Origin of the sequence: Limimaricola variabilis, from assembly GCF_034371605.1 — a bacterium.
GTDB classification, from domain to species: Bacteria; Pseudomonadota; Alphaproteobacteria; order Rhodobacterales; family Rhodobacteraceae; genus Limimaricola; species Limimaricola variabilis.
Genome location: NZ_CP139691.1, coordinates 2,989,792 through 3,015,553, shown reverse-complemented (window position 1 = coordinate 3,015,553; position 25,762 = coordinate 2,989,792). Strand labels below are relative to the sequence as shown.

24 protein-coding genes are annotated in these 25,762 nt (G+C 67.6%); 13 read left to right on the top strand and 11 right to left on the bottom strand.

Annotated features, from left to right (window positions below):
* Positions 1 to 12: 12 nt before the first annotated feature.
* Positions 13 to 1,410 (top strand): helix-turn-helix domain-containing protein, encoded by a 1,398-nt coding sequence (locus T8T21_RS15050; protein ID WP_322336180.1) that lies wholly within the window; start codon positions 13 to 15, stop codon positions 1,408 to 1,410.
* A gap of 16 nt (positions 1,411 to 1,426) precedes the next feature.
* Here the strand turns inward: T8T21_RS15050 and T8T21_RS15045 are convergent, their stop codons facing one another.
* The 7 genes from T8T21_RS15045 to T8T21_RS15015 all read right to left on the bottom strand — a co-directional run bounded on the left by T8T21_RS15045 (position 1,427) and on the right by T8T21_RS15015 (position 10,589).
* Complete coding sequence (locus tag T8T21_RS15045) at positions 1,427 to 1,720, bottom strand: DUF1330 domain-containing protein (RefSeq protein WP_183471184.1); 294 nt, start codon at positions 1,718 to 1,720, stop codon at positions 1,427 to 1,429.
* A 74-nt stretch (positions 1,721 to 1,794) separates the two neighbouring features.
* Positions 1,795 to 3,285 carry an NCS1 family nucleobase:cation symporter-1 gene (locus T8T21_RS15040; RefSeq protein ID WP_183471186.1) on the bottom strand — a complete coding sequence of 497 codons (1,491 nt, stop codon included), beginning with the start codon at positions 3,283 to 3,285 and terminating at the stop codon, positions 1,795 to 1,797.
* Positions 3,286 to 3,381: 96 nt separating this feature from the next.
* Positions 3,382 to 4,836 carry a dihydropyrimidinase gene (gene hydA, locus T8T21_RS15035; RefSeq protein ID WP_322336179.1) on the bottom strand — a complete coding sequence of 485 codons (1,455 nt, stop codon included), beginning with the start codon at positions 4,834 to 4,836 and terminating at the stop codon, positions 3,382 to 3,384.
* 10 nt (positions 4,837 to 4,846) lie between these two features.
* On the bottom strand, positions 4,847 to 6,097 hold the full coding sequence (locus tag T8T21_RS15030) for a Zn-dependent hydrolase (RefSeq protein WP_322336178.1): 1,251 nt from the start codon (positions 6,095 to 6,097) through the stop codon (positions 4,847 to 4,849).
* A 61-nt stretch (positions 6,098 to 6,158) separates the two neighbouring features.
* Positions 6,159 to 7,478, bottom strand: coding sequence for an aspartate aminotransferase family protein (locus T8T21_RS15025; protein ID WP_322336177.1), 1,320 nt, complete (start codon positions 7,476 to 7,478; stop codon positions 6,159 to 6,161).
* 24 nt (positions 7,479 to 7,502) lie between these two features.
* Entirely contained in the window at positions 7,503 to 9,005 is a 1,503-nt protein-coding gene (locus tag T8T21_RS15020; RefSeq protein WP_322336176.1) for an NAD(P)(+) transhydrogenase (Re/Si-specific) subunit beta, read from the bottom strand.
* Between the two features lie 12 nt (positions 9,006 to 9,017).
* A complete protein-coding gene (locus T8T21_RS15015; RefSeq protein ID WP_322336175.1) occupies positions 9,018 to 10,589 on the bottom strand; it encodes a Re/Si-specific NAD(P)(+) transhydrogenase subunit alpha in 1,572 nt (523 codons plus the stop codon).
* A gap of 238 nt (positions 10,590 to 10,827) precedes the next feature.
* On the opposite strand from T8T21_RS15015, the gene cofG reads away from it, so the two are divergent.
* From cofG to T8T21_RS14975, 8 genes are all read left to right on the top strand, one after another.
* A complete protein-coding gene (gene cofG, locus T8T21_RS15010) occupies positions 10,828 to 11,970 on the top strand; it encodes a 7,8-didemethyl-8-hydroxy-5-deazariboflavin synthase CofG (protein WP_322336174.1) in 1,143 nt (380 codons plus the stop codon).
* Positions 11,967 to 13,244, top strand: a complete 1,278-nt coding sequence (gene cofH, locus T8T21_RS15005) for a 5-amino-6-(D-ribitylamino)uracil--L-tyrosine 4-hydroxyphenyl transferase CofH (protein WP_322336173.1) — start codon at positions 11,967 to 11,969, stop codon at positions 13,242 to 13,244. The genes cofG and cofH overlap by 4 nt, the downstream gene beginning before the upstream one ends.
* Positions 13,241 to 14,197, top strand: a complete 957-nt coding sequence (gene cofD / locus T8T21_RS15000; protein WP_322336172.1) for a 2-phospho-L-lactate transferase — start codon at positions 13,241 to 13,243, stop codon at positions 14,195 to 14,197. Before cofH ends, cofD begins: the two co-directional genes overlap by 4 nt.
* Entirely contained in the window at positions 14,194 to 14,841 is a 648-nt protein-coding gene (gene cofC, locus T8T21_RS14995; RefSeq protein ID WP_322336171.1) for a 2-phospho-L-lactate guanylyltransferase, read from the top strand. The genes cofD and cofC overlap by 4 nt, the downstream gene beginning before the upstream one ends.
* The gene (gene cofE / locus T8T21_RS14990; protein WP_322336170.1) at positions 14,838 to 15,611 is read left to right on the top strand and encodes a coenzyme F420-0:L-glutamate ligase; all 774 of its coding nucleotides are present in this window, start codon (positions 14,838 to 14,840) and stop codon (positions 15,609 to 15,611) included. The genes cofC and cofE overlap by 4 nt, the downstream gene beginning before the upstream one ends.
* Positions 15,608 to 16,276: an NADPH-dependent F420 reductase gene (gene npdG / locus T8T21_RS14985; protein WP_322336169.1), complete on the top strand. Its 669-nt coding sequence runs from the start codon at positions 15,608 to 15,610 to the stop codon at positions 16,274 to 16,276. The genes cofE and npdG overlap by 4 nt, the downstream gene beginning before the upstream one ends.
* A gap of 41 nt (positions 16,277 to 16,317) precedes the next feature.
* The gene (locus T8T21_RS14980; protein WP_183474844.1) at positions 16,318 to 17,358 is read left to right on the top strand and encodes a TIGR03842 family LLM class F420-dependent oxidoreductase; all 1,041 of its coding nucleotides are present in this window, start codon (positions 16,318 to 16,320) and stop codon (positions 17,356 to 17,358) included.
* Positions 17,359 to 17,502: 144 nt separating this feature from the next.
* A complete protein-coding gene (locus T8T21_RS14975) occupies positions 17,503 to 18,126 on the top strand; it encodes a TetR family transcriptional regulator C-terminal domain-containing protein (protein WP_183474843.1) in 624 nt (207 codons plus the stop codon).
* A gap of 97 nt (positions 18,127 to 18,223) precedes the next feature.
* On the opposite strand, the gene T8T21_RS14970 is transcribed toward T8T21_RS14975, so the two are convergent.
* Positions 18,224 to 18,526, bottom strand: a complete 303-nt coding sequence (locus tag T8T21_RS14970) for an ArsR/SmtB family transcription factor (RefSeq protein WP_183474842.1) — start codon at positions 18,524 to 18,526, stop codon at positions 18,224 to 18,226.
* A gap of 95 nt (positions 18,527 to 18,621) precedes the next feature.
* Between T8T21_RS14970 and T8T21_RS14965 the strand changes: the two genes are divergently transcribed.
* The 4 genes from T8T21_RS14965 (at position 18,622) to T8T21_RS14950 (ending at position 22,229) form a co-directional block, all read left to right on the top strand.
* On the top strand, positions 18,622 to 19,056 hold the full coding sequence (locus T8T21_RS14965) for a YeeE/YedE family protein (RefSeq protein WP_322336168.1): 435 nt from the start codon (positions 18,622 to 18,624) through the stop codon (positions 19,054 to 19,056).
* Position 19,057: 1 nt separating this feature from the next.
* On the top strand, positions 19,058 to 19,501 hold the full coding sequence (locus tag T8T21_RS14960) for a YeeE/YedE family protein (RefSeq protein ID WP_085897827.1): 444 nt from the start codon (positions 19,058 to 19,060) through the stop codon (positions 19,499 to 19,501).
* Complete coding sequence (locus T8T21_RS14955) at positions 19,498 to 20,415, top strand: MBL fold metallo-hydrolase (protein WP_322336167.1); 918 nt, start codon at positions 19,498 to 19,500, stop codon at positions 20,413 to 20,415. The genes T8T21_RS14960 and T8T21_RS14955 overlap by 4 nt, the downstream gene beginning before the upstream one ends.
* Positions 20,416 to 20,480: 65 nt before the next feature.
* Positions 20,481 to 22,229, top strand: a complete 1,749-nt coding sequence (locus T8T21_RS14950; protein ID WP_322337504.1) for a SulP family inorganic anion transporter — start codon at positions 20,481 to 20,483, stop codon at positions 22,227 to 22,229.
* Positions 22,230 to 22,248: 19 nt separating this feature from the next.
* Here T8T21_RS14950 and T8T21_RS14945 read toward each other — a convergent pair whose 3' ends face one another.
* The 3 genes from T8T21_RS14945 to T8T21_RS14935 all read right to left on the bottom strand — a co-directional run bounded on the left by T8T21_RS14945 (position 22,249) and on the right by T8T21_RS14935 (position 25,556).
* Positions 22,249 to 23,406: an MFS transporter gene (locus tag T8T21_RS14945; protein ID WP_322336166.1), complete on the bottom strand. Its 1,158-nt coding sequence runs from the start codon at positions 23,404 to 23,406 to the stop codon at positions 22,249 to 22,251.
* The gene (locus tag T8T21_RS14940; RefSeq protein ID WP_322336165.1) at positions 23,399 to 24,160 is read right to left on the bottom strand and encodes a DeoR/GlpR family DNA-binding transcription regulator; all 762 of its coding nucleotides are present in this window, start codon (positions 24,158 to 24,160) and stop codon (positions 23,399 to 23,401) included. The genes T8T21_RS14945 and T8T21_RS14940 overlap by 8 nt, the downstream gene beginning before the upstream one ends.
* A 106-nt stretch (positions 24,161 to 24,266) precedes the next feature.
* A complete protein-coding gene (locus T8T21_RS14935; protein ID WP_322337503.1) occupies positions 24,267 to 25,556 on the bottom strand; it encodes a glycerate kinase type-2 family protein in 1,290 nt (429 codons plus the stop codon).
* Positions 25,557 to 25,762: the final 206 nt, after the last annotated feature.

Here is a 25,762-nt window from a genome sequence, read left to right as displayed (position 1 = left end):
AAGTGGGGCGTGATGGCGGTTCAGAAGCATTATGCCGGCACCCAGCTGCGCGAGCTGCGCGGACGGCTGGGGCTGACCCAGAAGCTCTTTGCCGAGCGACTCGGGGTTTCGCTGCCCTATCTGAACCAGATGGAGAACAACAACCGCCCCGTTTCGGCGGGGGTGGTACTGGCGCTGGCGCGCGAGTTCGGCTTCGACGTGACCGAGCTGACCTCCGGCGAGGAAATCCGATTGGCCTCCGACATGCGCGAGGCGCTGGCCGATCCGGTGCTGAGCGGTAGCCAGCCGCCACTCTCCGACCTGCGCATGGTCGCTGCCAACGCGCCCTCGGTGGCGCGCGCCCTGCTCGATCTGCACGCCGCCTATCGCCGCGCGCAGGACCGGCTGGCCTCCTTCGACGAGGCGCTGGGCCGGGCGGGCACCACCGCCTCGCCATGGGAGGAGGTGCGCGACTTCTTCCATTATTGCGACAACTACATCGACGCGATCGACCGCGCCGCAGAGCAGTTCGCCCGCCGCGCCGCGGCCGAGGGGCAGGACGCGCCCGAGGCGGCGGCGCGCGCGCTCGAAGCGCGCGGCATCACCTTGCAGGAGCGCGCCGAGGGGCCGCTGCGCCGCTACGACGCCGAGACCCGCAGCCTGACCCTGTCGTCGCGCGCACCGCGCCCGACCCGGCGGTTCCAGCTCCTGGTGCAGCTCGCGCTCATCGAGCACAATCAGCTGATCGAGGCCACGCTCGATCTGGGGCGGTTCGAGCCCGGCCCGGCGCGGGACATCGCCCGGATCGGACTGGCCAACTACTTCGCAGGCGCGGCGCTCCTGCCCTATGGCCGGTTCCTCGAGGCCGCGCAGCAGACGCGCCACGATCTCGAGCTCCTGGCCGAGCGCTTCGGTGCCAGCCTCGAGCAGGTGGCGCACCGGCTTTCGACCCTGCAGCGTCCCGGTGCGCGCGGCGTGCCGTTCTGGTTCGTGCGGGTGGACCAGGCGGGCACCGTGACCAAGCGCCATTCCGCGACCCAGCTGCAATTCGCGCGTTATGGCGGCGCCTGCCCGCTTTGGAACGTGCATCAGGCCTTCGAGACGCCGACCCGCTGGCTGCGCCAGCTCGCGGAGACGCCGGATGGCGTGCGCTACCTGTCGCTGGCGCGCGACATCAGCGGTGGCGGAGGGGCCTGGGGCGCGCCGGTGCGACGCTTTGCGATCGGGCTGGGCTGCGAAGTGAAACATGCGCGCGAGCTGGTCTATGCCGACCACATGGACCTCGAATCCGCCGAGGCCTTCGAGCCGGTGGGCATCTCCTGCAGGATCTGCGAACGGACGAACTGCCACCAGCGCGCGGTGCCTCCCCTTGAAGGGCGGCTGAAGGTGGACGCGGATCTGCGGCAGGATCTGCCCTACCGGCTGGAGTGACCGCGCCCGACCGGGCTCAGCCCGGCGCGCCTTCGAGGATCATGATGTTGGCGATGCCCGCGCCCTCGCGATGGCGCTTGGCCGCCTGGTAGGCGTCCGAGTTGTAGCAGGCGAGCGCGGCCTCCATCGAGTCGAACTCGATCACCACGTTGCGCGGGTGGGTCTCGCCCTCCAGCGCCTCGATCCGGCCGCCGCGGGCCAGCACCCGTGCGCCATGCGCGCGGAACGCCTCGGTCGCACCAGCGGCATAGAGCTTGTAGGGCTCGGGGTCGGTGACCGTCACATGGGCGATCCAGTAGGCCTTGGGCATGCCGTCTTCTCCTGTCTCCGGACATGAAAAGGCCGGGGCGACACCTGCCGCCCCGGCCCGTCACGCGCAACGCGTCACTTGTTTAGGAACTTCGAGAGCACGAGGTAGGCCGCGCCCGCCACGAACAGCCCGACGAACCAGGCATAGGTATAGATCGTGGCGAAGAAGTCCGAGGTGCCGGCGGTGATGCCGACGCCGGCGAGGAAGCCCGGCAGGTTCGGCAGGATGCCAATCACCAGCGCGCCGACCCCGGCCCAGTTGGTGCCGTTGCGGCCCGAATAGATGCCATCCATCCGGAACAGGTCCTTCACCTCGAGCTTGGTCTTCCGCAGCAGATAGTAATCCGCCAGCATGACGCCCGCGATCGGGCCCAGCAGCGCCGAATAGGCGATCAGCCAGCCGACGATGTGGTTGACCAGCACCCAGGGGAACATGGCGATGCCGATGCCCGCGGTGATGTAGCCGCCGCGCTTGAGGTTGATCTTGCTCGGCGCGAGGTTCGAGAAGCCATGCGCCGGCGCCACCACGTTGGCCGCGAGGTTGGTGGTCAGCGTCGCCACGATCAGCGCGAACAGCGCGATGATGATCGAAAAGCCGCCCATCCGCTCGGCGAGCTGGATCGGGTCCCAGATCGCCTCGCCATAGATCACGATCGTCGCCGAGGTCACCGCCGAGGCGATGAAGGCGAACAGCGCCATCGGGATCGGCAGGCCCACGAGCTGGCCGAGGAACTGGTCCTTCTGGCTCTTGGCGTGACGGGTGAAGTCCGGGATGTTGAGCGCCAGCGTCGCCCAGAAACCGATCATGCCGGTGAGGCTCGGCCAGAACACCACCCAGAACTGGCCTTCCTGCGGCTGGCCGGGATCGAAGGCGCTCGGCGTCGAGAGCATCGGGCCGAAGCCGCCTGCGGCGAAATAGGCCCAGGCCAGCAGCGCGAAGCCCATCAGCAGGAGGAACGGCGCGGCATAGGTCTCGAGCCAACGGATCGACTCGGTGCCGTTTCTGATGAAGTAGAGATGCAGCGCCCAGAAGGCGAGGAAGCAGACGAACTCCGCGAGGCTGATGCCGAGCACGGGCATCGCTTCACCCGCCAGCGCGCCGCCAGTGAGCGTGTTGAGGATCACGAAGATCGCCGAGCCGCCGACCCAGGTCTGGATGCCGAACCAGCCGCAGGCGACGATACCGCGCGCCACCGCCGGGATCTTGGCGCCCGTGGGTCCGAAGGAGGAGCGCAGCAGCACCGGGAACGGGATGCCGTATTTGGTCCCGGCATGGCCGAGCAGCACCATCGGAATCAGCACGATCGCGTTGGCCGCGAGGATGGTCAGCACCGCCTGATCCCAGCTCATCCCCGAATTGATGAGGTAGGAGGCCAGCAGGTAGGTCGGGATGCAGACCACCATGCCGACCCAGAGCGCGGCTATGGCGAGCCAGTCCCAGGTCCGCTCGGCGGCGCTGGTCGGCAGCTGGTCCTCGTTGTAGAGCCTCGGATCCATCCCGGCGGCATCAATGGGGGCCCCTGACCCACCCCGCGCCGCGGGAATTCCCGCAGTCATGTCCGTCATGTCTTGTCCTCTCCCTGTTGTTGGTCTTGTGGCGCCCATTTTCTTCTATCGCAGGCGCCATCAAAAATGCCCCCGAAATCTCGGGGGCATTTCATCTCAGACGCAGGCCGGCATGTTTTCGGGCTTGCGCACCACCTGCCGCGGCGCGGTCACCTCCTTCCACTTCGACAGCGCCTTGTTCACCTCGCCGAAGGGCGCGCGCTTCACGAAGCGGCCATGGCCGGGGGTGGCGCAGACACGGCCGTCATCGACCGCCAGCGTGCCACGGCTGAGCGTGTAGCGCGGCAGGCCGGTCACTTCGCGGCCAGCGAAGACGTTGTACTCGACCACCGATTGCTGGGTCTCGGGCGAGATCACCTTCGACTTCTTGGGGTCCCACACCACGATATCGGCATCCGAGCCCTCGAGGATCGCACCCTTCTGCGGGTAGATGTTGAGGATCCGCGCGATGTTGGTCGAGGTCACGGCGACGAACTCGTTCGGCGTCAGCCGCCCGGTGTTCACGCCCTCGGTCCAGAGCATCGGCATCCGGTCCTCGAGCCCGCCGGTGCCGTTCGGGATCTTGGTGAAGTCGTCGATCCCGGTGCGCTTCTGGTCGATGGTGAAGGCGCAGTGATCGGTCGCCACCACCTGCAGCGAGCCCGCCTGCAGGCCGGCCCAAAGGCTGTCCTGGTTCGACTTGTCGCGGAAGGGCGGCGACATGACGCGCTGGGCGGCGTGGTCCCAGTCGGGGTTGCGATACTCGCTGTCGTCGAGCACGAGATGCTGGATCAGCGGCTCGCCATAGACCCGCATGCCCTTCTGCCGCGCGCGGCGGATCGCCTCGTGCGCCTGCTCGCAGGAGGTATGCACGACGTAAAGCGGCACGCCCGCCATGTCGGCGATCATGATGGCGCGGTTGGTGGCCTCGCCCTCGACCTCGGGCGGCCGCGACATGGCGTGGCCCTCGGGACCACGGATGCCCTGCGCCAGAAGCTTCTGCTGCATGGTCGCGACGACGTCGCCATTCTCGGCATGCACCATCGGCAGGGCACCGATCGCGGCGCAGCGCTGGAACGAGTCGAACAGCTCATCGTCGTCGACCATCAGCGCGCCTTTGTAGGCCATGAAGTGCTTGAAGGAATTGATGCCCAGATCGACGACCTGTTGCATCTCCTCGAACACCTGCTCGCTCCACCAGGTGACCGCCATGTGGAAGGAGTAGTCGCCGCAGGCGCGCTGCGACTTGGCGTGCCAGCCCTCCAGCGCCTCGAGCAGCGACTGGCCGGGGCTGGGCAGGCAGAAATCCACCACCATGGTGGTGCCACCGGCGAGGCCCGCGCGGGTGCCGCTCTCGAAATCATCGGCGGAATGGGCGCCCATGAAGGGCATCTTGAGATGCACATGCGGGTCGATCCCGCCCGGCATCACGTAGCAGCCCTCCGCGTCGAGCACCTTGTCGCCCGAGAGGTCGGCGCCGATCTGCACGATCTTCTCGCCCTCGATGGCGATGTCGGCCTTGTAGCTGCGGTCGGCGGCGACGATCGTTCCGCCCTTGATCACGGTTCTCATGCTCATCTCCTCACTCCACGATTTCGGCGGTTTCCAAGACGGCGTGCAGCAGCACGTCGCAGCCGGCGGCGGCCCATTCGCGGCTGATTTCCTCGTCCTCATTGTGGCTTAGCCCGTCGACGCAGGGGCACATGATCATCGCCGTCGGCGCCACGCGTGCGATCCAACAGGCGTCATGGCCCGCGCCTGAAATGATCTCGCGATGGGAATAGCCGAGCTTTTCGGCGGCGCGGCGCACCGCATCCACACATCCCTCGTCGAAGGGCACCGGATCGAAGCCGCCGACCTTCTCGAAGGCGATCTCCAGCCCCATTTCCTCGGCGACCTTCGCGCCTTCGCCGCGCAGCCGCGCCTCCATGTCCTCGATCACCGACAATTCGGGCGAACGGAAATCGACGGTGAACACGGCCTTGCCGGGGATCACGTTGCGCGAGTTCGGAAAGACCTCGATGTGACCGGCCGCGCCCACCGCGTGCGGCTTGTGGCTCCAGGCGATCTCGTCGACCTTCTCGAGGATGCGCGCCATGCCGAGGCCGGCGTTGCGGCGCATCGGCATCGGGGTGGAACCGGTATGGCTCTCCTTGCCGGTGACGGTCACCTGCGTCCAGCTCAGCCCCTGCCCATGGGTGACGACGCCGATATCCTTGCCCTCGGCCTCGAGGATCGGGCCCTGCTCGATATGCAGCTCGAACATGGCGTGCATCCTGCGTTGGCCCACCGGCTCGTCGCCGACATAGCCGATGCGGGCCAGCTCGTCGCCGAAGCGCTTTCCTTCCGCATCCTCGCGCGCATAGGCCCAGTCCTGCGTGTGGACGCCCGCGAAGACGCCGCTCGACAGCATGGCAGGGGCGAAGCGGGTGCCCTCCTCGTTGGTCCAGTTGACCACGACGATCGGGCGGCGCGGGGTGATGCCCTGGTCGCGGATCGAGCGCACCACCTCGAGCCCCGCCAGCACGCCCAGAACGCCGTCATACTTGCCGCCCGTGGGCTGAGTGTCGAGATGGCTGCCCATCATCACCGGGTCGAGATCGGGCTCGGCCCCTTCGAGCCGGGCGAACATGTTGCCCATGGAGTCGACGCCGACGCTCATGCCGGCCTCCTCGCACCAGCGCTTGAACAGGTCGCGGCCCTCGCGGTCGGCATCGGTCAGGGTCTGGCGGTTGTTGCCGCCGCGCAGGCCGGGGCCGACCTTCGCCATCTCCATCAGCGAGTCCCACAGCCGGGCCCCGTCGATCCGGGTGTTGGTCTGGATGTCTTTCATAGGTCCTCCCGTTACGGACCGGAGCGCGGCGACCCTCCCGGCCGCCACGCACCGGCCATGATCAGGCGTCGAGCGCCGCGCCGAGCGTTCCGACCAGCTGGTCGATCTCGGATTTCTCGATGATCAGCGGCGGCGACATGGCGATGGTGTCGCCGGTGGTGCGCAGGTGCACGCCCTTGTCCCAAGCGCGCAGATAGGTGTCGAAGGCCCGCTTGGTGGGCGTGTCGGCAAAGGGCTCCAGCTCGACCGCACCAACGAGGCCGACGGCGCGGATGTCGATCACGCCCGGCTTGTCCCTGAGGCTGAACAGCGCATCGGCCCAGTAGTCCTCAAGCGAGGCGGCGCGCTCGAACAGCTCCTCCTCGCGATAGGTGTCGAGCGCGGCGAGCGCCGCGGCGCAGGCCACCGGGTTGCCCGAATAGGTATAGCCGTGGAACAGCTCGATCATGTGGTCGGGGCCGGTCATGAAGGCGTCGTGGATCTCCTCGCTGACCAGAACCGCGCCCATCGGGATAACGCCGTTGGTCAGGCCCTTGGCGGTGGTGATCAGGTCCGGCTCGACGCCGTAGTAATCCGCCCCGAAGGCGCGGCCGAGCCGACCATAGGCGGTGATCACCTCGTCGAAGATCAGCAGGATGCCGTGCTTGCGGGTGATCTCCCGCAGCTTCTGCAGATATCCCTTGGGCGGCAGGATCACCCCCGCCGAGCCTGCCATCGGCTCGACGATCACCGCGGCGATGGTTTCGGCGCCGTGCAGCGCCACCATCCGCTCCAGCTCGTCGGCGAGCTCGGCGCCGTGCTCGGGCTGGCCCTTGGTGAAGCCGTTGCGCGCGATGTCGTGGGTGTGCGGCAGATGGTCGACGCCGCCCAGCAGCGTGCCGAAGGCGCGGCGGTTGTTGACCAACCCGCCGACCGAGATGCCGCCGAAATTGACGCCGTGATAGCCCTTCTCGCGGCCGATCAGCCGGGTGCGCCCCGACTCGCCCTTGGCCTTGTGATAGGCCAACGCGATCTTCAGCGCCGTCTCCACCGATTCCGAGCCGGAATTGGTGAAGAAGACGTGATTGAGCTTGCCAGGTGCCAGCTCGGCGAGGCGCGAGGCCAGTTCGAAGGCCTTGGGATGGCCCATTTGGAAGGCGGGCGCGTAGTCCAGCTCCTCGACCTGCCGCTGCACCGCTTCGGTGATGCGCGGCGCGCGGTGGCCGGCGTTGACGCACCACAGACCGGCGGTGCCGTCCATCACCTTCCGCCCGTCGGTGGTGGTGTAATACATCCCTTCGGCGCTGGCGATCATGCGCGGGTTGTCCTTGAACTGCCGGTTGGCGGTAAAGGGCATCCAGTAGGCGCCGAGGTCGTTGCGGATCTTGGTCTCTGCGTTCATCTCGTTGTTCCTTGAACGGGGGCCTCAGGCGGCCGAACGGGCCAGCAGTTCGTCGAGCGATTTCTTGGCGTCGCCGTAGAACATGCGTGTGTTGTCCTTGAAGAAGAGGGGGTTTTCGATGCCGGAGTATCCGGTGCCCTGGCCGCGCTTGGAGACGAAGACCTGTTTGGCCTTCCAGACCTCGAGCACCGGCATGCCGGCGATCGGGCTGTTGGGGTCGTCCTGCGCGGCGGGGTTCACGATGTCGTTCGAGCCGATGACGATGGCGACGTCCGTCTCGGGGAAGTCGTCGTTGATCTCGTCCATCTCCAGCACGATGTCGTAGGGCACCCGGGCTTCCGCGAGCAGCACGTTCATGTGGCCGGGCAGACGCCCCGCCACCGGGTGGATCGCGAAGCGCACGGTCTTGCCCTGCGCGCGGAGCCTGCGGGTCAGCTCGGAGACCGACTGCTGCGCCTGCGCCACCGCCATGCCGTAGCCGGGGATGATCACCACGCTGTCGGCGTCCTCCAGCGCCTGCGCCACGCCGTCGGCGTCGATCGCGATCTGCTCGCCCTCGACCGCCATCGCCGGGCCCGAGGTGCCGCCGAAGCCGCCGAGGATGACGCTGACGAACTTGCGGTTCATCGCCTTGCACATGATGTAGCTCAGGATCGCGCCCGAGGAGCCGACCAGCGCGCCGGTGACGATCAGCAGGTCGTTGCCCAGCGTGAAGCCGATCGCGGCGGCGGCCCAGCCCGAATAGGAGTTCAGCATCGAGACGACCACCGGCATGTCGGCGCCGCCGATGCCCATGATCAGGTGCCAGCCGATGAAGCCCGCGATGATCGTCACCAGCACCATGGTCCAGATGCCGGCGCCGGTGAGGTAGAGAAGCCCCAGCGCCAAGCACAGCGCCAGCGCCGCGGCGTTGAGCATGTGCCCGCCCGGCAGCTTCTTCGGCTTGCCGTCGACCTTTCCGGCGAGCTTGCCGAAGGCCACCACCGAGCCGGTGAAGGTCACCGCGCCGATGAAGATGCCCAAAAACACCTCGGTCTTGAGGATGCCGATCTCGGCCGCGTCCTTCAGCGCCAGCTTCTTGCCGAAGCCGGTGAGCTCGCCGAAGAAGCCGCCGCCCGCCTGCGCGAGCTCGGTCGGGTCCAAGAGCGCCAGCGCGGCGCGGTCGAGCCCGTGGCTGGCCAGCAGCGCGTTGACGTCGTGCAGCATGATGTCGGCGTTCAGGCCGATGAACACCGCCGCCAGACCGACGAAGCTGTGCAGCGCGGCGACCAGCTGCGGCATCTCGGTCATCTGCACCCGGCCGGCGACGATCCAGCCGGCGAAGCCGCCCGCCGCGATCGCGACGAGGATGAGAAACAGGTTGTGCACGCCGGGGCCGAACACGGTGACGAAGACCGCCACCGCCATGCCGGCAATGCCGTACCAGACCGCGCGCTTGGCGCTTTCCTGGTTCGACAGGCCGCCGAGCGACAGGATGAACAGGATGGCCGCGACGATATAGGCGGCGGAAACGATGCCGATGCTCATGATCCGGCCCCCTTACGACTTGCGGAACATGGCGAGCATCCGGCGCGTGACCAGGAAACCGCCGACGATGTTGATCGAGGCGATCAGCACCGCGATGAACGACAAAAACACCACCAGCCAGTTGCCCGAGCCGATCTGCAAGAGCGCGCCGAGGATGACGATGCCCGAGATCGCGTTGGTCACCGCCATCAGCGGCGTGTGCAGGCTGTGGCTGACGCCCCAGATCACCTGGAAGCCGACGAAGCAGGCCAGCGCGAAGACGATGAAGTGGCTCATGAAGCTCTCGGGCGCGACCGCGCCGATCAAGAGCATCACCAGCGCGCCCGCGGCCAGAAGGCCGATCTGGTCCTTGGTCTGCTTCCTGAAGGCCGCGATCTCGTTCGACCGCTTCTCCTCGACCGTCAGCTCGCGCGCCTTCTCCTTCTTGGGCGCGGCGGCGATGGCGGCGGTCTTCGGCTTCGGCGGCGGGTAGGTGATCTCGCCGCGATGCGTCGCGGTGGCGCCGCGGATCACGTCGTCCTCCATGTCGTGGTCGACGACGCCGTCCTTGTTCGGCGTCAGGTCGGCCATCATGTGGCGGATGTTGGTGGCGTAGAGCGTCGAGGCCTGCGCCGCCATGCGGCTGGGGAAATCGGTGTAGCCGATGATCGTCACGCCGTTGTCGGTGACGAACTTCTCCTCCGGCACCGTCAGCTCGCAGTTGCCGCCGCGCTCGGCGGCGAGATCGACGATCACCGAGCCGGGCTTCATCGCCTCGACCATGTCGCGGGTCCACAGCACCGGCGCGTCGCGGCCCGGGATGAGGGCGGTGGAGATGACGATGTCGATCTCGGGCGCCAGCTCGCGGAACTTGGCGAGCTGCTTCTCGCGGAACTCGGGGCTGGAGGGGGCGGCGTAGCCGCCCGTGGCCGCGCTGTCCTGGCTGTCCTCGAAGTCGAGATAGACGAACTCGGCGCCCATGCTCTCGATCTGCTCGGCCACCTCGGGACGCACGTCGAACGCCAGCGTCACCGCGCCCAGCGAGGTCGCGGTGCCGATCGCGGCGAGGCCGGCGACGCCGGCGCCGATCACCAGCACCCGGGCGGGCGGCACCTTGCCGGCGGCGGTCACCTGGCCGGTGAAGAAGCGGCCGAAATTGCTGCCCGCCTCGATCACCGCGCGGTAGCCCGCGATGTTGGCCATCGACGACAGCGCGTCCATCTTCTGGGCGCGGGAGATCCGCGGCACCATGTCCATCGCGATCACCGTGGCGCCGGCGTCCTTGGCGCGGCCCAGCGCTTCGGCGTTCTGGCCCGGATAGAAGAACGAGATCAGCGTCTGGCCCTCGCGCAGCCGGTCCATCTCGGCGTCGAGCGGCGGCCGCACCTTGGTGACGATCTCCGCCTCGGCCCACAGCGTCTCGGCATCCGGCACGACCCGCACCCCCGCCGCCGCGTAGGCCGCGTCGGTGAAGCCCGCCGCCAGACCCGCCCCCGCCTCGATCAGGCACTCGTGCCCAAGCTTCTGCAAGTCACGCGCCGAAGACGGGGTCATCGATACCCGCGCTTCGCCAGCCGCCATTTCTCGTGGCGATCCAATAATCACGGTTCTGTCCTCCCACTGCCCATGGGCGCCCTCCCAAGCGCCGCATGAAGCCTGACCCGACTATCCGCGTTGTTTTATCTAGTAGTCAATTATTTTGATCATGAAGAAATGATCATAAGTACTATGCGATTGATATAAGCCAATAAAAACTGACGTCAGGCTGTTTTTTGATCTGATACTAAAAATAGTTTTGACAAGTCGCATCGAGATCGCTCAGCCTTGGCGGCAGGAGGAGATCATGACCAGCCACTTGCCCAGCACCGGCGCCGCGATGGCCGAAACAGGGGATCTCGATGCCCTGATGGCCAGCGCCCGCCAGATCCGCGACGCGGCCTGGGGCCGCACGGTCACCTACTCGCGCAAGGCCTTCGTGCCGCTGACCAACATGTGCCGCGACACCTGCGGCTACTGCACCTTCGTCAAGCATCCCTCCTCGCCAGAGGCGCGGATCATGACGCCCGAACAGGTGCTTGCCGAGGCGCTGCGCGGTGAGCGCGAGGGCTGCAAGGAGCTGCTGTTCAGCCTCGGAGAAAAACCCGAGCTGCGCTATGAGGCAGCCCGCAAGGGGCTGGAACGGCTGGGTTATTCGAAGCTGACCGACTACCTGCGCGACATGTGCGCGCTGGTGCTGCGCGAGACCAGCCTGCTGCCGCATGTCAACGCCGGCACGCTCACCGATGACGAGATCGACACGCTCAAGCCGGTCTCGGCCTCGATGGGCATGATGCTCGAAACCGTCAGCCGCCGCCTGACCCGCAAGGGCCAGCCGCATTACGCCTGCCCCGACAAGACGCCGGTGCAGCGGCTGCGCACGCTGGAGCGGGCGGGCGAGAAGCGCGTGCCCTTCACCACCGGGTTGCTGATCGGCATCGGCGAGACCTGGGCGGAGCGGATCGAGGCGCTGGAGGCGATCAACGCCGCCCATGCGCGCCACGGCCACGTGCAGGAGGTCATCATCCAGAACTTCCAGCGCAAGCCCGACATCGAGATGGCCAACCACCCTGAGCCCGACCTCGAGGACATGCTGCGCACCATCGCGGCGGCGCGGATCATCTTGTCGCCGGAGATCAGCCTGCAGGCGCCGCCGAACCTCAGCGCGCGGCACATCGCCTATCTCGACGCGGGCATAAACGATTGGGGCGGCATCTCCCCGGTCACCATCGACTTCATCAACCCGCAGCACGAATGGCCCGAGATCTGCGCCCTCGCCCGGTCCTGCGCCGAGGCCGGGTTCGAGCTGCGCGAAAGGCTCACCGTCTACCCGAGATACCTCACCGGCGACTCGGGCTTCATCAACCCGTCCGTGCGGGCCCGGGCACTCGGCATGGCCGGGGGCGAAGGGCTGGCGCGCGAGCAGCGGCACATCGGAGAGACAGCATGACCTTCCAGTCGACGACCCGGCAGTTCGCCTGCGATCCCGCCGCCGTGGGCGGCGCATCCGACCCGATCCGCGCGATCCTCGAAAAGGCGCTTTCAGGCGGCGAGGTGAGCACCGAAGAGGGCGTGGTCCTGTTCCGCGCCGAAGGGGCGGATATCGACGCCGTCTACCGCACCGCCGACACGCTGCGCCGCCGCGTCAATGGCGACCGGGTGAGCTTCGTGGTGAACCGCAACATCAACTTCACCAACATCTGCTACATGGGCTGCAGGTTCTGCGGCTTCGCCAAGCGCGCCGAGGACCAATCCGCCGAATGGCTCGAGCCCGCGCAGATCGTGGGGCGCGCGCAGCAAGCCTGGGATCGCGGCGCGACCGAGGTCTGCATCCAGGGCGGGCTGCATCCGAAGATGGAGGGGACCTACTACCGGGAGATCATCCGCGCCATTAAGACGGCCCTGCCCGGCATGCACATCCACGCCTTCTCGCCCTTCGAGATCTGGTACGGCGCCTCCAAGACCAAGATGTCCTACCGCGATTTCCTGACCGACCTGAAGGAAGCGGGCCTCGATTCGATGCCCGGCACGGCGGCCGAGATCCTCGACACCGAGGTCCGGATGCAGCTCACCACCAACAAGCTCTCGGCCGAGCGCTGGGTCGAGATCATCCGCACCGCGCATGAGGTCGGCATCCCGACCACCGCCACGATCATGTACGGCCATGTCGACGCGCCCGAGCATTGGGCCGCGCATATCGCGCTCCTGCGCGACATCCAGAAGGACACCGGCGGCTTCACCGAGCTGGTGCCACTTTCCTTCGTGCACACCGACTCGCCGCTCTACGCCCAGAACCCGGACAAGGTGCGCCCCGGCCCGACCGCGCGCGAGGTCGACCTGATGCACGCGGTGTCGCGGATCATGCTGCATGGCTGGATCGACAACATCCAGGTGAGCTGGACCAAGCTCGGCGCGGCGCGGGCGCAGGAAATGCTGTCGCGCGGGGTCAACGATCTGGGCGGCACGCTGATGAACGAGAGCATCTCGCGCGCCGCCGGATCGAACCACGGGCAGGAGATCACCGCGAAGGAGCTGGTGCGGATGATCCGGGCCGCGGGCCGCGTGCCGGTGCGCCGCAACACCGTCTACGAAGTGCGCGAGGTGTTCGAGAGCCACGACCCCGAGGAGCTGGCGCCGCTGGTGGACCGCGACGGCCGTGATCCGCTGGCCTTCCTCGAGATGTTCCCCGAGCGGCCTGCTGCCTCGGTTGAGGCCGCGCGATGAGCCCGCGCAAGGTCTGCCTGCTGGCCGGTGGCGTCGGCGGCGCCAAGATGGCCGAAGGGCTTGCTGCCCATGACGATGTGGCGCTGTCGGTGATCGGCAACGTCGCCGATGACGAAAGCTTCCACGGGCTGTGGGTCTCGCCCGATATCGACACGCTGACCTACAGCCTCGCCGGGCGGATCGACCGCAATCAAGGCTGGGGCGTCGCCGATGAGGGGCACCGTGCGCTGGAGACGCTGAAGCTCTTGGGCGCGGAGACCTGGATGTCGCTCGGCGACCGCGATTTCGGCCTGCACATCCACCGTACGATGCGGCGCGCGCGGGGGGACCGGCCCTCCAACATTGCCCGTGACGTGGCCCGCGCCTTCGGCGTCGCACCTGCGATCCTGCTGCCCACCGACGACGTGGTGCAGACCCGGCTGCGCACCACCGATGGCCGCTGGCTCAGCTTTCAGGAATATTTCGTGCGCGAGCGCTGCGCCCCGGAGATCCGCGAGATCGCCTTTTCCGGCATGGACATGGCCCGCCCGACGCCCGAGGCACTGACCGCGATCACCGCGGCCGACCTGATCGTCATCGCGCCGTCGAACCCGCTGGTGAGCATTGCGCCGATCCTCGGCGTGCCCGGGATCACGGAGGCGCTGCGCGCCGCCACCGCGCCGAAGATCGCGGTCAGCCCATTTATCGACGGGCGCGTGGTCAAGGGCCCGGCCGACCGGATGATGGCTTCTCTCGGCCTGCGTGCCGACGCGCTCGGGGTTGCCCGGCGCTACCGCACGCTGGCCGACCGGCTGGTCATCGACCATGCCGATGCCGCCCTCACGGCTGAGATCGCCGCCGAGGGCCTCGCCCCCCATTGCAGCGACATCCTGATGAAATCGCAGGCCGACAAGGCCCGGCTGGCGCGCGAGATACTCGATCTTGCCTTCGCCCCGGCGGAGGTGGTGGCATGAGCGCTGCGGGCAGACGTCTCGTTGCGATCCCGATGAAGGATCCGCGCGACGCCAAGACCCGGCTCGGACTCGCGCTGACGCCGGAGGAGCGCGGGAAGCTGGCGCTGAGCCTGTTCCGGGTGACGGTGGACCGGCTGCGCGAGGCCATCGAGGGGCTCGGGCCACAGATCGATCTCGCCGTGGTCAGCGCCAGCCCGACCATCCGCGAGGTGGCCGAGACGCTCGGCCTGAGGGTGATCGACGATGGTGGCGCGGCGTCGCTGTCGCTGGCCGTTGAAGCGGCGGCACACTGGGCCACGATGCACGGTTATGACGCGCTCTGCGTCCTGCCCGGCGATCTCGCCGATCCCGACCCGGTCGATCTGGCCTGGCTGCTCGACCACCCGCTCGAGGACGCGACGGCGGTGATCTGCCCGGCCAAGGATCTGGGCACCAACGCGCTGATGGTGCCGCTGCCCTGCCCCTTCGCCTTTGCCTACGGCGCGAAGTCGACGATCCGGCACCGCCGCGCCGCGGAGGCGGCAGGCCTCACGCCGGTGATGATGCCGCTGGGCAGCCTGCGCGTCGACATCGACACCGTCGCCGACCTGCACCACCTGCCCACGGGCCATCTGCGCCACCTGCGTCAGGAGAACGCGCAATGAGCCTTTCCGTCTCGCTCACCGCCATTCCCGGCATCCCCGACATCCGCAACGGCGACGATCTTGCCGCGATCATCGGCGACCGGCTCGACGCCGCCGATCTCGGCCTGCGTCACGGCGACATCCTGTGCGTCGCGCAGAAGATCTTTTCCAAGGCCGAAGGCTGCATCATTCCGCTCGACACGGTGACGCCGTCCGAGGAGGCGCTGCGCTACGCCGAGGAGCTGAACAAGGACGCCCGCAAGGTCGAGGTGGTTCTGCGCGAGAGCACCCGCGTGGTCCGCTCCTTCCGCCGCCCCGATCAGAACGAGGGCACGATGATCTGCGAGCATCGGCTCGGCTTCATCTCGGCCAACGCGGCGGTCGATGAATCGAATTTCGGCGAAGAAAGCGCGGTGATGGTGCTGCCGCCCGATCCGGATGCGAGCTGCGCGGCACTGCGCGAGGCGCTCAAGGCCCGCTTTGGCGCCGAAATCGGCGTGGTGATGACCGACACCTTCGGCCGGCCATGGCGGCTGGGACAGGTGAACGTCGCGATTGGGCTGTCGAAGGTGCCTGCGACGATCCGCGAGCAGGGCAACACCGATGCATGGGGCCGCCCCCTGCAGGTCACCGAACCGGCGCTGGCCGACGAGATCGCGGCCGCCTCCGGACTGGTGGTGCGCAAGGACGGCAAGACGCCCGCGGTGCTGCTGCGCGGCCTCGACTGGACGCCCGCGGAGAGCCGCGGCGCCGACATCCTACGCAAGAAACAAGAGGACATGTTCAGATGACTATCGCGATCATTGGCGGCACGGGACCGCAGGGACAGGGCCTCGCGCTGCGCTTCGCGCGCGCCGGCGTCGAGGTGGTGCTCGGTGGCCGCGACGGCGTGCGCGCCGCCGCCATCGCCGAGGAGCTTCAGGCGCAGCTGCCGTCGAACGCGGCGAAGATCCGTGGCCTCGACAACGAGGGCGCGACCAAGGCCGCCGAGGAAATGGTGATCCTCGCGGTCCCCTTCTCGGCCCACAACGCGACGCTCGAGGCGCTCAAGCCCGCGCTTGTGGGCAAGATCCTCGTCGACATCGTGGTGCCGCTCGCCGAGGGCGACCCCAAGAAGGTCGCCATGCCGCCCGAGGGCTCGGCCACCGAGGCCGCGCAGGCGCTCTTGGGCGACGACATCCCGGTGATCGGCGCGCTGCACAACGTCTCGGCGGTGACGCTGAAGGCGCTCGACCAGTCGATCAATTGCGACATCCTCGTCTGCGGCAACAGCCTCGAGGCACGCAAGAAGGTGATCGAGCTCGTGCGCAAGCTCGGCGTCGAGGCCTACAACGCGGGCGACGCGCAATCGGCGCGCTGCATCGAGGCGATCACCCCGATCCTGATCCGGCTGAACATCTCGAAAGCGGTGCCCTTCAGCCATGCGGGCATCCGCATCTGCCCGCCCGATCACTGAACAAATAAGAGACCATCGATTTTCTAGGGAGGAAAAATCACATGGAATTCGGCATCTGCTTCAAGGGCTTCGTAGAGCCCGAACGCGCCCGTGCCCTGGTCCGTCAGGCCGAGAACGCGGGCTTCGACTATTGCTGGTTCTACGACAGCCACATCCTGTGGCGCGAGAGCTTCGTCGCCATGGCGATGTGCATGGAGCACACCACCAAGATGCGCTTCGGCCCGCTGGTGACCAACCCGAACTCGCGCGAGTGGTCGGTCGCGGCCTCGCTGTTCGGCTCGCTCGCCAAGCAGTCCGGCGGCCGCTTTGACATCGGTCTCGGCCGCGGCGACAGCGCGGTGCGCGTGATGGGCAAGAAGCCCTCGACGCTCAAGCGGCTCGAGGAGTTCACCCACGTGGTGAAGGCGCTCATCCGCGGCGAGGAAGTGCAGTATGGCGAATGCCCCGAGCCGGTGAAGTTCCCCTGGGCCGATGGCTACGAGCTGCCCGTCTGGATCGGTGCCTACGGCCCCAAGGCGCTGGCCTCGGCCGGCCGTGTCGGTGACGGTGTGGTTCTGCAGATCGCCGAGCCGAAGATCGTGAAGTGGCTGGCCGATCAGGCCAAGAATGCCGGCACCGAGGCCGGGCTCGACATGTCGAACTACAAGGTGATGGCCGCCGCGCCGGCCCATACCGGGCCGATCGACGAGGCGATCGAGAAGGTGAAGTGGTTCCCCGCCATGGTCGGCAACCATGTCGCCGACATCGTCGAGAAATATGGCGCCGACAGCGACCAGGTGCCCTCCTCGCTCACATCCTATATCGAGAACCGCAAGGGCTACGATTACTCCAAGCACGGCCAGAGCGATAACCCGTATCTCGACTTCATCACCGAGGACATCATCAAGAGCTTCTGCGTGCTCGGCACCCCCGAGGAGCACATCGCCAAGATCCGCGAGCTCGAGGAAGCCGGGACCACGCAGTTCAACATCTATCTCGACAGCGGCGACGAGGAGAAGATCATCGCCGATTACGGCGACACGGTGATCCCCGCCTTCCGCAAGGATGCGGGCAACGTCACCCAGCTGAAGGCCGTTTCCTGAGGGCCCAGCGCTCCAAAACACCCCCGGCGGGCGGCCCAGCCCGTCCGCCGGAACGGTCCGCCCCTGCCATCCGACCGCTGGTCTTGCCGTCTAAGTTGTGCAATAGGGCAAGCGGATTGACCTTTACGAGGGGCTGGACGGCTCATGGCACGCATGGCGGGCACGAAGCCCAAGACCCGGATCCAGCGCAAGAACACTGAACAGATCCTCGGCGCCGCGCTCGAAGTCTTCGCCCAGCACGGCTCCTCCGGTGCCTCGATCAACCTGATCGCCAAGACCGCCGGGCTGACCACGCCGAACCTGCTCTATTACTTCGAAAGCAAGGACGCGATCCGCCGCGAGCTTCTGGCCCGCACGCTGCAGCTCTGGATGGCGCCTCTGAACATGCTCAGCCCGCATGGCGAGCCGGTCGAGGAAATCTGCCAGTACATTCGGCGCAAGCTCGACATCTCGAAGAACTTTCCCAAGGAGAGCAAGTTCTTCGCCAACGAGATCCTGAGCGGCCTGCCGCAGTCCAAGAGCGAGATCTTCGGTCCACTGAAGGAGCTCTACAACGCCAAGATCGCGGTACTGGAGGACTGGATCCAGACCGGCCGCATGGCGCCCGTCGACCCGCATCACCTGCTGTATTCGATCTGGGCCACGACGCAGCACTACGCCGATTTCGACGTGCAAATCGAGGAGATCGCACCGGAGAAGGCCAAGGACCGGTTCGCCGACGCCGAGGCCTTCCTGCTCGAGATGTATCGCAAGCTCCTCGCCGTCTGAACGATCCAGCCGGGCCTGCCGACACATCGCAGGTGCGACGAGGTAGAGGCTAAGGGCCCCTGCCGTCACTACGCCCAGCGCTGCCGGGCAGATATTGTCAGCGGGTGCAGTAAAGCTGGTGCAACGTTTCGAGCACAGCCGCGACCTCGCGCCCCTTCACGCTGTAATAGATGGTCTGCCCGTCGCGCCGCCCGTCGACCAGACCGGCCTCCTTCAGCCGCTTGAGCTGCTGCGACATGGTCGGCTGCGACAGGCCGCAGGCCTGCGCCAGATCCCCCACCGAACGCTCCCCGTCCAGCAGGCGGCACAGGATCTGCAGCCGCGCCTCGGAGGCCAGCATGCCCATCAGCGCCGCCGCGCCCTGGATGTCGCCTTCGAGGAAATCGTCGGTGATTTTCATATTCGACCCATTGAATATTCACGCAAGCAAATATATTGATGTCCTGAAACAAGACAAGCCCGGCGGCGTTGACCGTCGTATCACGGAGTCGAGAGATGGAAACAGAGTTCACCCCCTGGCTGTCGCTCGCGGGCGGCATGATGATCGGGGCCTCGGCGGTGCTGCTGATGGCCACGAACGGCCGCATCGCCGGTATTAGCGGCCTCACCTCGCGGATCTTCGCGCGCTCCACCGATGGCGAAGCGCGCGGCGTCTCGGCGCTGTTCGTGCTGGGCCTGCTGCTCGCCGCGCCGATCTGGCTGGTGGTGTCCGGCGAATGGCCGCAGCAATGGGTGCCGTCGAGCCCGGTGTTGATGGCGGTCGCGGGCCTGCTCGTGGGCTTCGGCGCCACCTATGGCAATGGCTGCACCTCCGGCCACGGCGTCTGCGGCATCAGCCGCGGCTCGATGCGCTCGATCGTCGCCACCGGCACTTTCATGGCCGCGGCTTTCGTTACGGTCTTCGTCACCCGTCACCTGATCGGAGGCTGAGATGAAACAGATCTTCGCGCTTCTCTCCGGCCTGATCTTCGGCTTCGGCCTGATCATCTCGGGCATGTCCGACCCGGCCAAGGTGCTGAACTTCCTCGACGTGTTCGGCACTTGGGATCCGAGCCTCGCCTTCGTCATGGGCGGCGCCATCGCGGTGACCGCGCCGGGTTTTGCCTGGCTTACCCGCAGCCGCTCGCGCCCGTTCTTCGATACCGAGTTCCGCATCCCGAGCCGCACCGACCTCGACCCCAAGCTGCTGACCGGCGCGGTGCTGTTCGGCACCGGTTGGGGGCTCGGCGGCTTCTGCCCCGGCCCGGCGCTGACCGCGCTGCCGATCGCGGCGACCGGGACGCTGATCTTCGTGCCCTTCATGCTGGCCGGCATGTGGCTGGCCCGGCATACCCCCGACCTCTCCATGCCACTCAGCAAAGGAGCCACCCAATGACCGACCCCCTCAAGAGCCGCGTCGTCCGCCATTCGCCCTCGACCGGCGAAGGCAGCCCCAATGTCTGGGGCATCTACGAGCCCGACACCGGGTCGATCCAGTATATCTGCGCCGATCCCAAGACCCGTCAGGCGGCGCTGATCGACGTGGTGTGGAACTTCGATCCCAAGAACTACCGTTTCTCCACGGAGAGCATGGATCAGGTTCTCGACATCGTCCGCGACAACGACCTGAAGGTGCAGTGGGTGCTCGATACCCACCCCCATGCCGACCACGTCATGGCCTCGGCGCACCTCAAGGAGCGCACCGGCGCCCCCAACGCCATCGGTGCGCTGGTACCCGAGATCGCCAAGATCTGGGCCGATATCTACAACCTGCCCGACGCCTTCGACGCGAACCGCGATTTCGACCACCTGTTCGAGGAGGGCGAGACCTTCAAGATCGGTGAGCTGGACGCGCGCGTGATGCTCTCGCCCGGTCACACGCTGGGCTCGATCACCTATGTCTGCGGCGACGCCGCCTTCGTGCATGACACGCTGATGCATCCCGACGCCGGCACCTCGCGCTCGGATTTCCCGGGCGGCAAGACCGCCGAGCTGTGGGACTCGATCCAGGACATCCTCGCCCTGCCGGGCAACACCCGCCTCAATGTCGGCCATGACTACGGCACCAAGGAGCGCAAGGAACCGATGTGGGAGGCCACGGTCGATGAGCACCGCGCGCACAACATCCACGTCAAGGATGGCACGGAGCGCGAAGCCTTCATCGAGCGCCGTCAGACCCGCGACAAGACGCTGGCGCTGCCGAACCGCATCCTCGCCGCGCTGCAGATCAACCTGCGCGGCGGGCGGCTGCCGCCGGCCGAGAATGACGGCAACCACTACCTGAAGCTGCCGGTGAACCGCTTCGACTGATCTTTCGGGCGGCCCACGGGCCGCCCGCTTTCCTTCCCCCAAAGACCGGACGGATACGGATGACCATGCCCCCGCTGTCGCGCTATTTGCCGATCCTCGACTGGGGACGGCGTTACGACCGCTCCACCTTCACCGGCGACATGGTCGCCGCCGTGATCGTGACGATCATGCTGATCCCGCAGTCGCTGGCCTACGCGCTGCTTGCCGGCATGCCGCCCGAGGCCGGGATCTATGCCTCGATCGCGCCGATCCTGCTCTACGCGATCTTCGGGACCTCGCGCGCATTGGCAGTGGGCCCGGTCGCGGTGGTGTCGCTTATGACGGCGGCGGCGGTGGGCAACATCGCCGAGAGCGGCACGGCGGGCTACGTCGCCGCGGCGCTGACGCTCGCCTTCCTGTCGGGCGGGATGCTGCTGGCGCTGGGGCTGTTCCGCCTCGGCTTTCTCGCCAACTTCCTGTCGCACCCGGTGATCGCAGGCTTCATCACGGCGTCCGGCATCCTGATCGCGGCGAGCCAGCTGCGCCACATCCTCGGCATTCAGGGCGAAGGCCACACGCTGATCGAGATCCTCGACGGGCTTTGGGCGCATCTGGGCGAGATCAACCTGATCACCGTCGTACTCGGCGTCTCTGCCACCGCGTTCCTGTTCTGGGTCCGCAAGGGGTTGAAGCCGCTGTTGCGCCGTATCGGCCTCGGCCCGCGCATGGTCGATATCGGCGCCAAGACCGGCCCCGTCTTGGCCATCATCGCCACGACGCTGGCGGTCTGGCTGTTCGATCTGGGCGAACGCGGCGTCGCGATCGTCGGCGAGGTGCCGCAAAACCTGCCGCCGCTCACCCTGCCCTCCTTCTCCCCGTCGCTGATTTCGCAGCTCTTCATCCCGGCGATGCTGATCTCGATCATCGGTTTCGTGGAGTCGATCTCGGTTGCGCAGACGCTGGCCGCCAAGAAGCGTCAGCGCATCGACCCCGACCAGGAGCTGATCGGTCTCGGCGCCGCCAATCTCGGCGCGGCCTTCACGGGCGGCTTCCCGGTGACGGGGGGCTTCTCGCGCTCGGTGGTGAATTACGATGCCGGGGCCGAGACCCCCGCCGCCGGGGCTTTCACCGCCCTTGGCCTCGCTCTGGCCGCGCTGTTCCTCACACCGCTGATCCACTACCTGCCCAAGGCGACGCTGGCCGCCACGATCATCGTGGCCGTGCTGAGCCTCGTCGATTTCTCGATCCTGAAGCGCGCCTGGTCCTTCAGCCGCGCCGATTTCGCCGCCGTCTCGGCGACGATCCTGCTGACGCTGGTGTTCGGTGTCGAGGTCGGCGTCACCGCGGGCGTAGTCACCTCGATCCTCGTACATCTCTACAAGACCTCGCGCCCGCACATGGCAGTGGTCGGCCGGGTGCCGGGCACCGAGCATTTCCGCAACGTGCTGCGCCACGAGGTCGAAACTCAGCCGCATGTGCTGACGCTACGCGTCGATGAAAGCCTCTACTTCCCGAACGCTCGCTATCTCGAGGACCAGCTGTCGAACTACGCGGCCGACAAGCCCGAGCTCACGGACGTGGTGCTGATGTTCCCGGCGGTCAACGCGATCGATCTCTCGGCATTGGAGTCGCTCGAGGCGATCAACACCCGGCTGCACGACGCGGGTGTCCGCCTGCATCTGAGCGAGGTGAAGGGGCCGGTGATGGACCGCCTGAAGCGCAGCCATTTCCTCGACGAACTGACCGGGGAGGTGTTCCTCAGCCAGCACGAGGCCGCTTGCAAGCTGGCCAAGGCGGCACCTCCAGCGGAGCCGTCCGAGCGGGCTGTCAGCTAATGCCGGCCCTGCTCAGGCGTCACGCCGCCTGCACCTCCGGGCGGCGGCGTCCGAGCACGGGCGACAGCGCCGCGATCAAAAGGGCGAACAGCGCCACCAGCACGAAGGACAGCCGCAGGGATGCAATGTCGGCGATGAAGCCGATCGCCGGCGGGCCGATCAGCATCGCGCCGTAGGCCAGCGTTGCGACCGAGGCAATCGCCTGCCCCGGCGGGATCTCGGGATCGGCGGCGGCGCGGCTGAAGGCGAGCGGGATCACCGCGGCGTAGCCCATGCCCATCAGCACGAAGCCCAGAAGCGCCATCGGCAACGCCGCGGCCGTCGCGCAAAGCAGGTAGCCCGACGCGGCGAGCAGACCGCTCGCCAGCGCCACGCGGCGCGGACCATGCCGCGTGATCAGCCGATCGACGCAAAGCCGCATCGCCACCATCGTCACCGAGAACACCGCATAGCCGAGCGTCGCGCCGTTTTCGCTGGCGCCGAGCACCTCGGAGAGGAACACCGCGCTCCAGTCCACCGCGGCGCCCTCGCCCAAACCGGCCCCCAACGCGATCAGGCCGACCAGCACCAAGGCGCCGCGCGGAAAGGCGAAGACCGGATCACCGGCGCCGCCGCTCCGCGTCCGCGACGTCCAGTCGATCCGCAGAAACGGTCCGAACAGCAGTGCCGCCAGGATCGGCGCGGCGATGAAATGCAAGGCCACCGGCGCGCCGAGGCTGGTCGCGGCAAAGCCGCCGGCCGCGCCGAGGCCGGCGCCAAGGCTCCACATCGCGTGGAAGGACGACATCACGGATCGGCCCATATGACGCTCCACCTCGGCCGCCCATGCGTTCATCGTCACGTCCATCGCGCCGTGCGACATGCCGAACAGGAACAGCGCGAGGGCCAGCACCGGCACCACCGGCGCCACCCCCACCAGCATGATCGAGACCAGATAGACGGCAGCGATCCAGCGCGTGACCCGCACCGCGCCGAAACGGTCGGCCAGCTTGCCCGCCACGGGAAAGGAAACCAGCGCGCCGACCCCCATGACCAAGAGAAGCAGGCCAAGCCCGCCTTCGCCCAAACCGAAATTGGCGGCGACCGCCGGCACGCGCGAGGCCCAGCAGCCCAGCAGCACGCCGTTGAGCGCGAAGGCCGCGGCCACGGCCCGCCACGGGGTGACGAGGTCAGGCATTGAGGATCTCCATTCCGGCTTGGGCCAAGCTCGCCGTTGCGCGCGCGTCGGCATCGGTGACGAGAATCCGCAGCGCGTCACAGCCGACGACGCGGTGTCGCGCGCGGCGGCCGATCTTGGCGCTGCCGGTCAGGACCACGGCGCGGTGGCTGGCGGCGATCATCGCGCGCTTGGTATGCGCCTCGTCCGCGTCATCCGCGCTCAACCCGAAATCGGCGTCGAGCCCGCAGGCCCCGAGAAAGGCAATGTCGACCGCGACGTTGCCAAACGCCTCGACCGTGTCCGATCCAACGGCGATGGCCCCCGCCTCAGAGAGACGCCCGCCCATCATCCGGGCAGGGATGCCCGCCGCGAGGCAGGCGAGCGCCACCGCCGGCGAGGGCGTGACGACGAGAGCGCCGGGCAGCGGCGGCAGGCGTTGCGCCAGTGCCAGCACGCTCGTTCCACCATCAAGGGCGATTACCATGCCGTTCTCGATCAGAGGCAACGCCGCGGCGGCGAGCCGTTCGGCCGTTGCATCGGTGGTCGCCAGCCGTTCGAGGGTCGGGCGCACCGGCCGAGCCACGGGCAGCGCTCCGCCGCGGATGTAGCGCGCCCGGCCCTCGGCTTCGAGCGCCTTCAGGTCACGCCGGACCGTATCGACCGACACGCCGAAATCACGCGCGGCATCCACGAGCGACAGCGGCACGCCCCGGTCGAGGCGTGCCCTGATCGCGTCCCGCCGCAGTTCAGGGCCCTGATGATCTCCGTCCATGACACCTCCGGCACCGCCAATATGCAGCTTCTTGCAGATTTCTGCAGCATCTTGCAATGATTCTGCAAGATCGTGCGCGAGCTATGTGCCGCCTGCAACCGGCGCCTCAGACCTCAGGCGGCAGCACCAGAAGGGCGCGGAAATCATTGACGTTTGTCAGGGTTGGTCCGGTGACCACCTGCGCACCGACCTTCTCGAAGAAACCATGGGCATCATTGTCGTCGAGCGCGTGGCAAGCGGCATCGAAGCCGAGCGGGTCGAGTGTATCCAGACCGACGCAGGCCCCGGCCACCTCGTCGGCGCCATCCACCCCATCGGTGTCGCAGGCGAGCAGATAAACGCGCGGATGGCCCGCCAGTTCGATCGCCGCCGCCAGCGCGAATTCCGCGTTCGGCCCGCCGCGCCCGCCACCGCGACGCGTCACCGTGCATTCGCCGCCCGACAGCAACAACACCGGCTTATCGCCGGGCGCCAAATCGGCGGCAATGTCGCGGGCCATGTGGGCTTGGCTCCGCGCCAGCTCCCTCGCCTCACCCTCGAGCGCATCGCCGAGCATTCGCACCTCGCAGCCTGCCGCACGTGCCATTTCCTCCGCCACCGCGAGCGATTGCGCAGGCGCGGCGACGATCCGGGTGTCGGCCTGCGCCAGCCGCGGATCGCCCGGTGGCACCGGGCCGTCGCCGGGTCTGGCCGCGGCGATCGCGGCGCGGGCCGCTTCCGGCAGAGCGATCTTCCAGCGGTCGATGATCTCGAGCGCCTGCGCCGGGCTGGAGCGATCGGCCACGGTCGGACCGGAGGCGATCTCGGCCGGATCGTCACCGGGCACGTCCGAGATCACCAGCGTCAACAGCCGTGCCGGCGCGCAGGCTGCCCCGAGCTGCCCGCCCTTGACCCGGCTGAGATGCTTGCGTACCACGTTCATCGCCGAGATCGGCACGCCTGAAGTCAAAAGAGCACGGTTCACCGCCTGCTTGTCCTCGAGCGTCAGCCCCTCCACCGGCGCGCAAAGCAGGGCCGAGCCGCCGCCCGAGATCAGCGCCAGCACGGTATCTTCGGGACCCAGCCCCGACACCAGTTCCAGCATCCGCGCTGTCGCCTCGAGCCCCGCCTGGTCGGGGACCGGATGCGCCGCCTCGACGATCTCGATCCCCTTGCAGGGTCGGGCATAGCCGTAGCGGGTCAGCACCAGCCCCTCGCAGGGGCCATAGGCAGCCTCGACCGCCTCGGCCATCCGCGCGCTGGCCTTGCCGGCGCCGATGACCACCAGACGCCCCTCGGGGCGCGGCGGCAGGTGTTCGGGCACCACCCGCATCGGATCGGCGCGCGCCACCGCTGCATCGAACAGATGGCGCAGGAAACGGCTCGGCTCGGTGACGGGATCGGGCAAGGCAGTCATCTGGATCTCCTCCTCGGCGCCCGGAGCGGTGGAGGCCAACCCGGCGCGCTTGCCCACCGTGATACAACCTCCTGCCAATCGGGCAAGCGCCCGGCCATCGAGGAGCAGGTGCAGCTTCGTCGTCACGGGCTTCGACGAGGGCCGCAGGGACGCTTTCGACGGTGGCGCGACGGCTTCGCAGCTACAACGGGGTCATGCTGCTAATC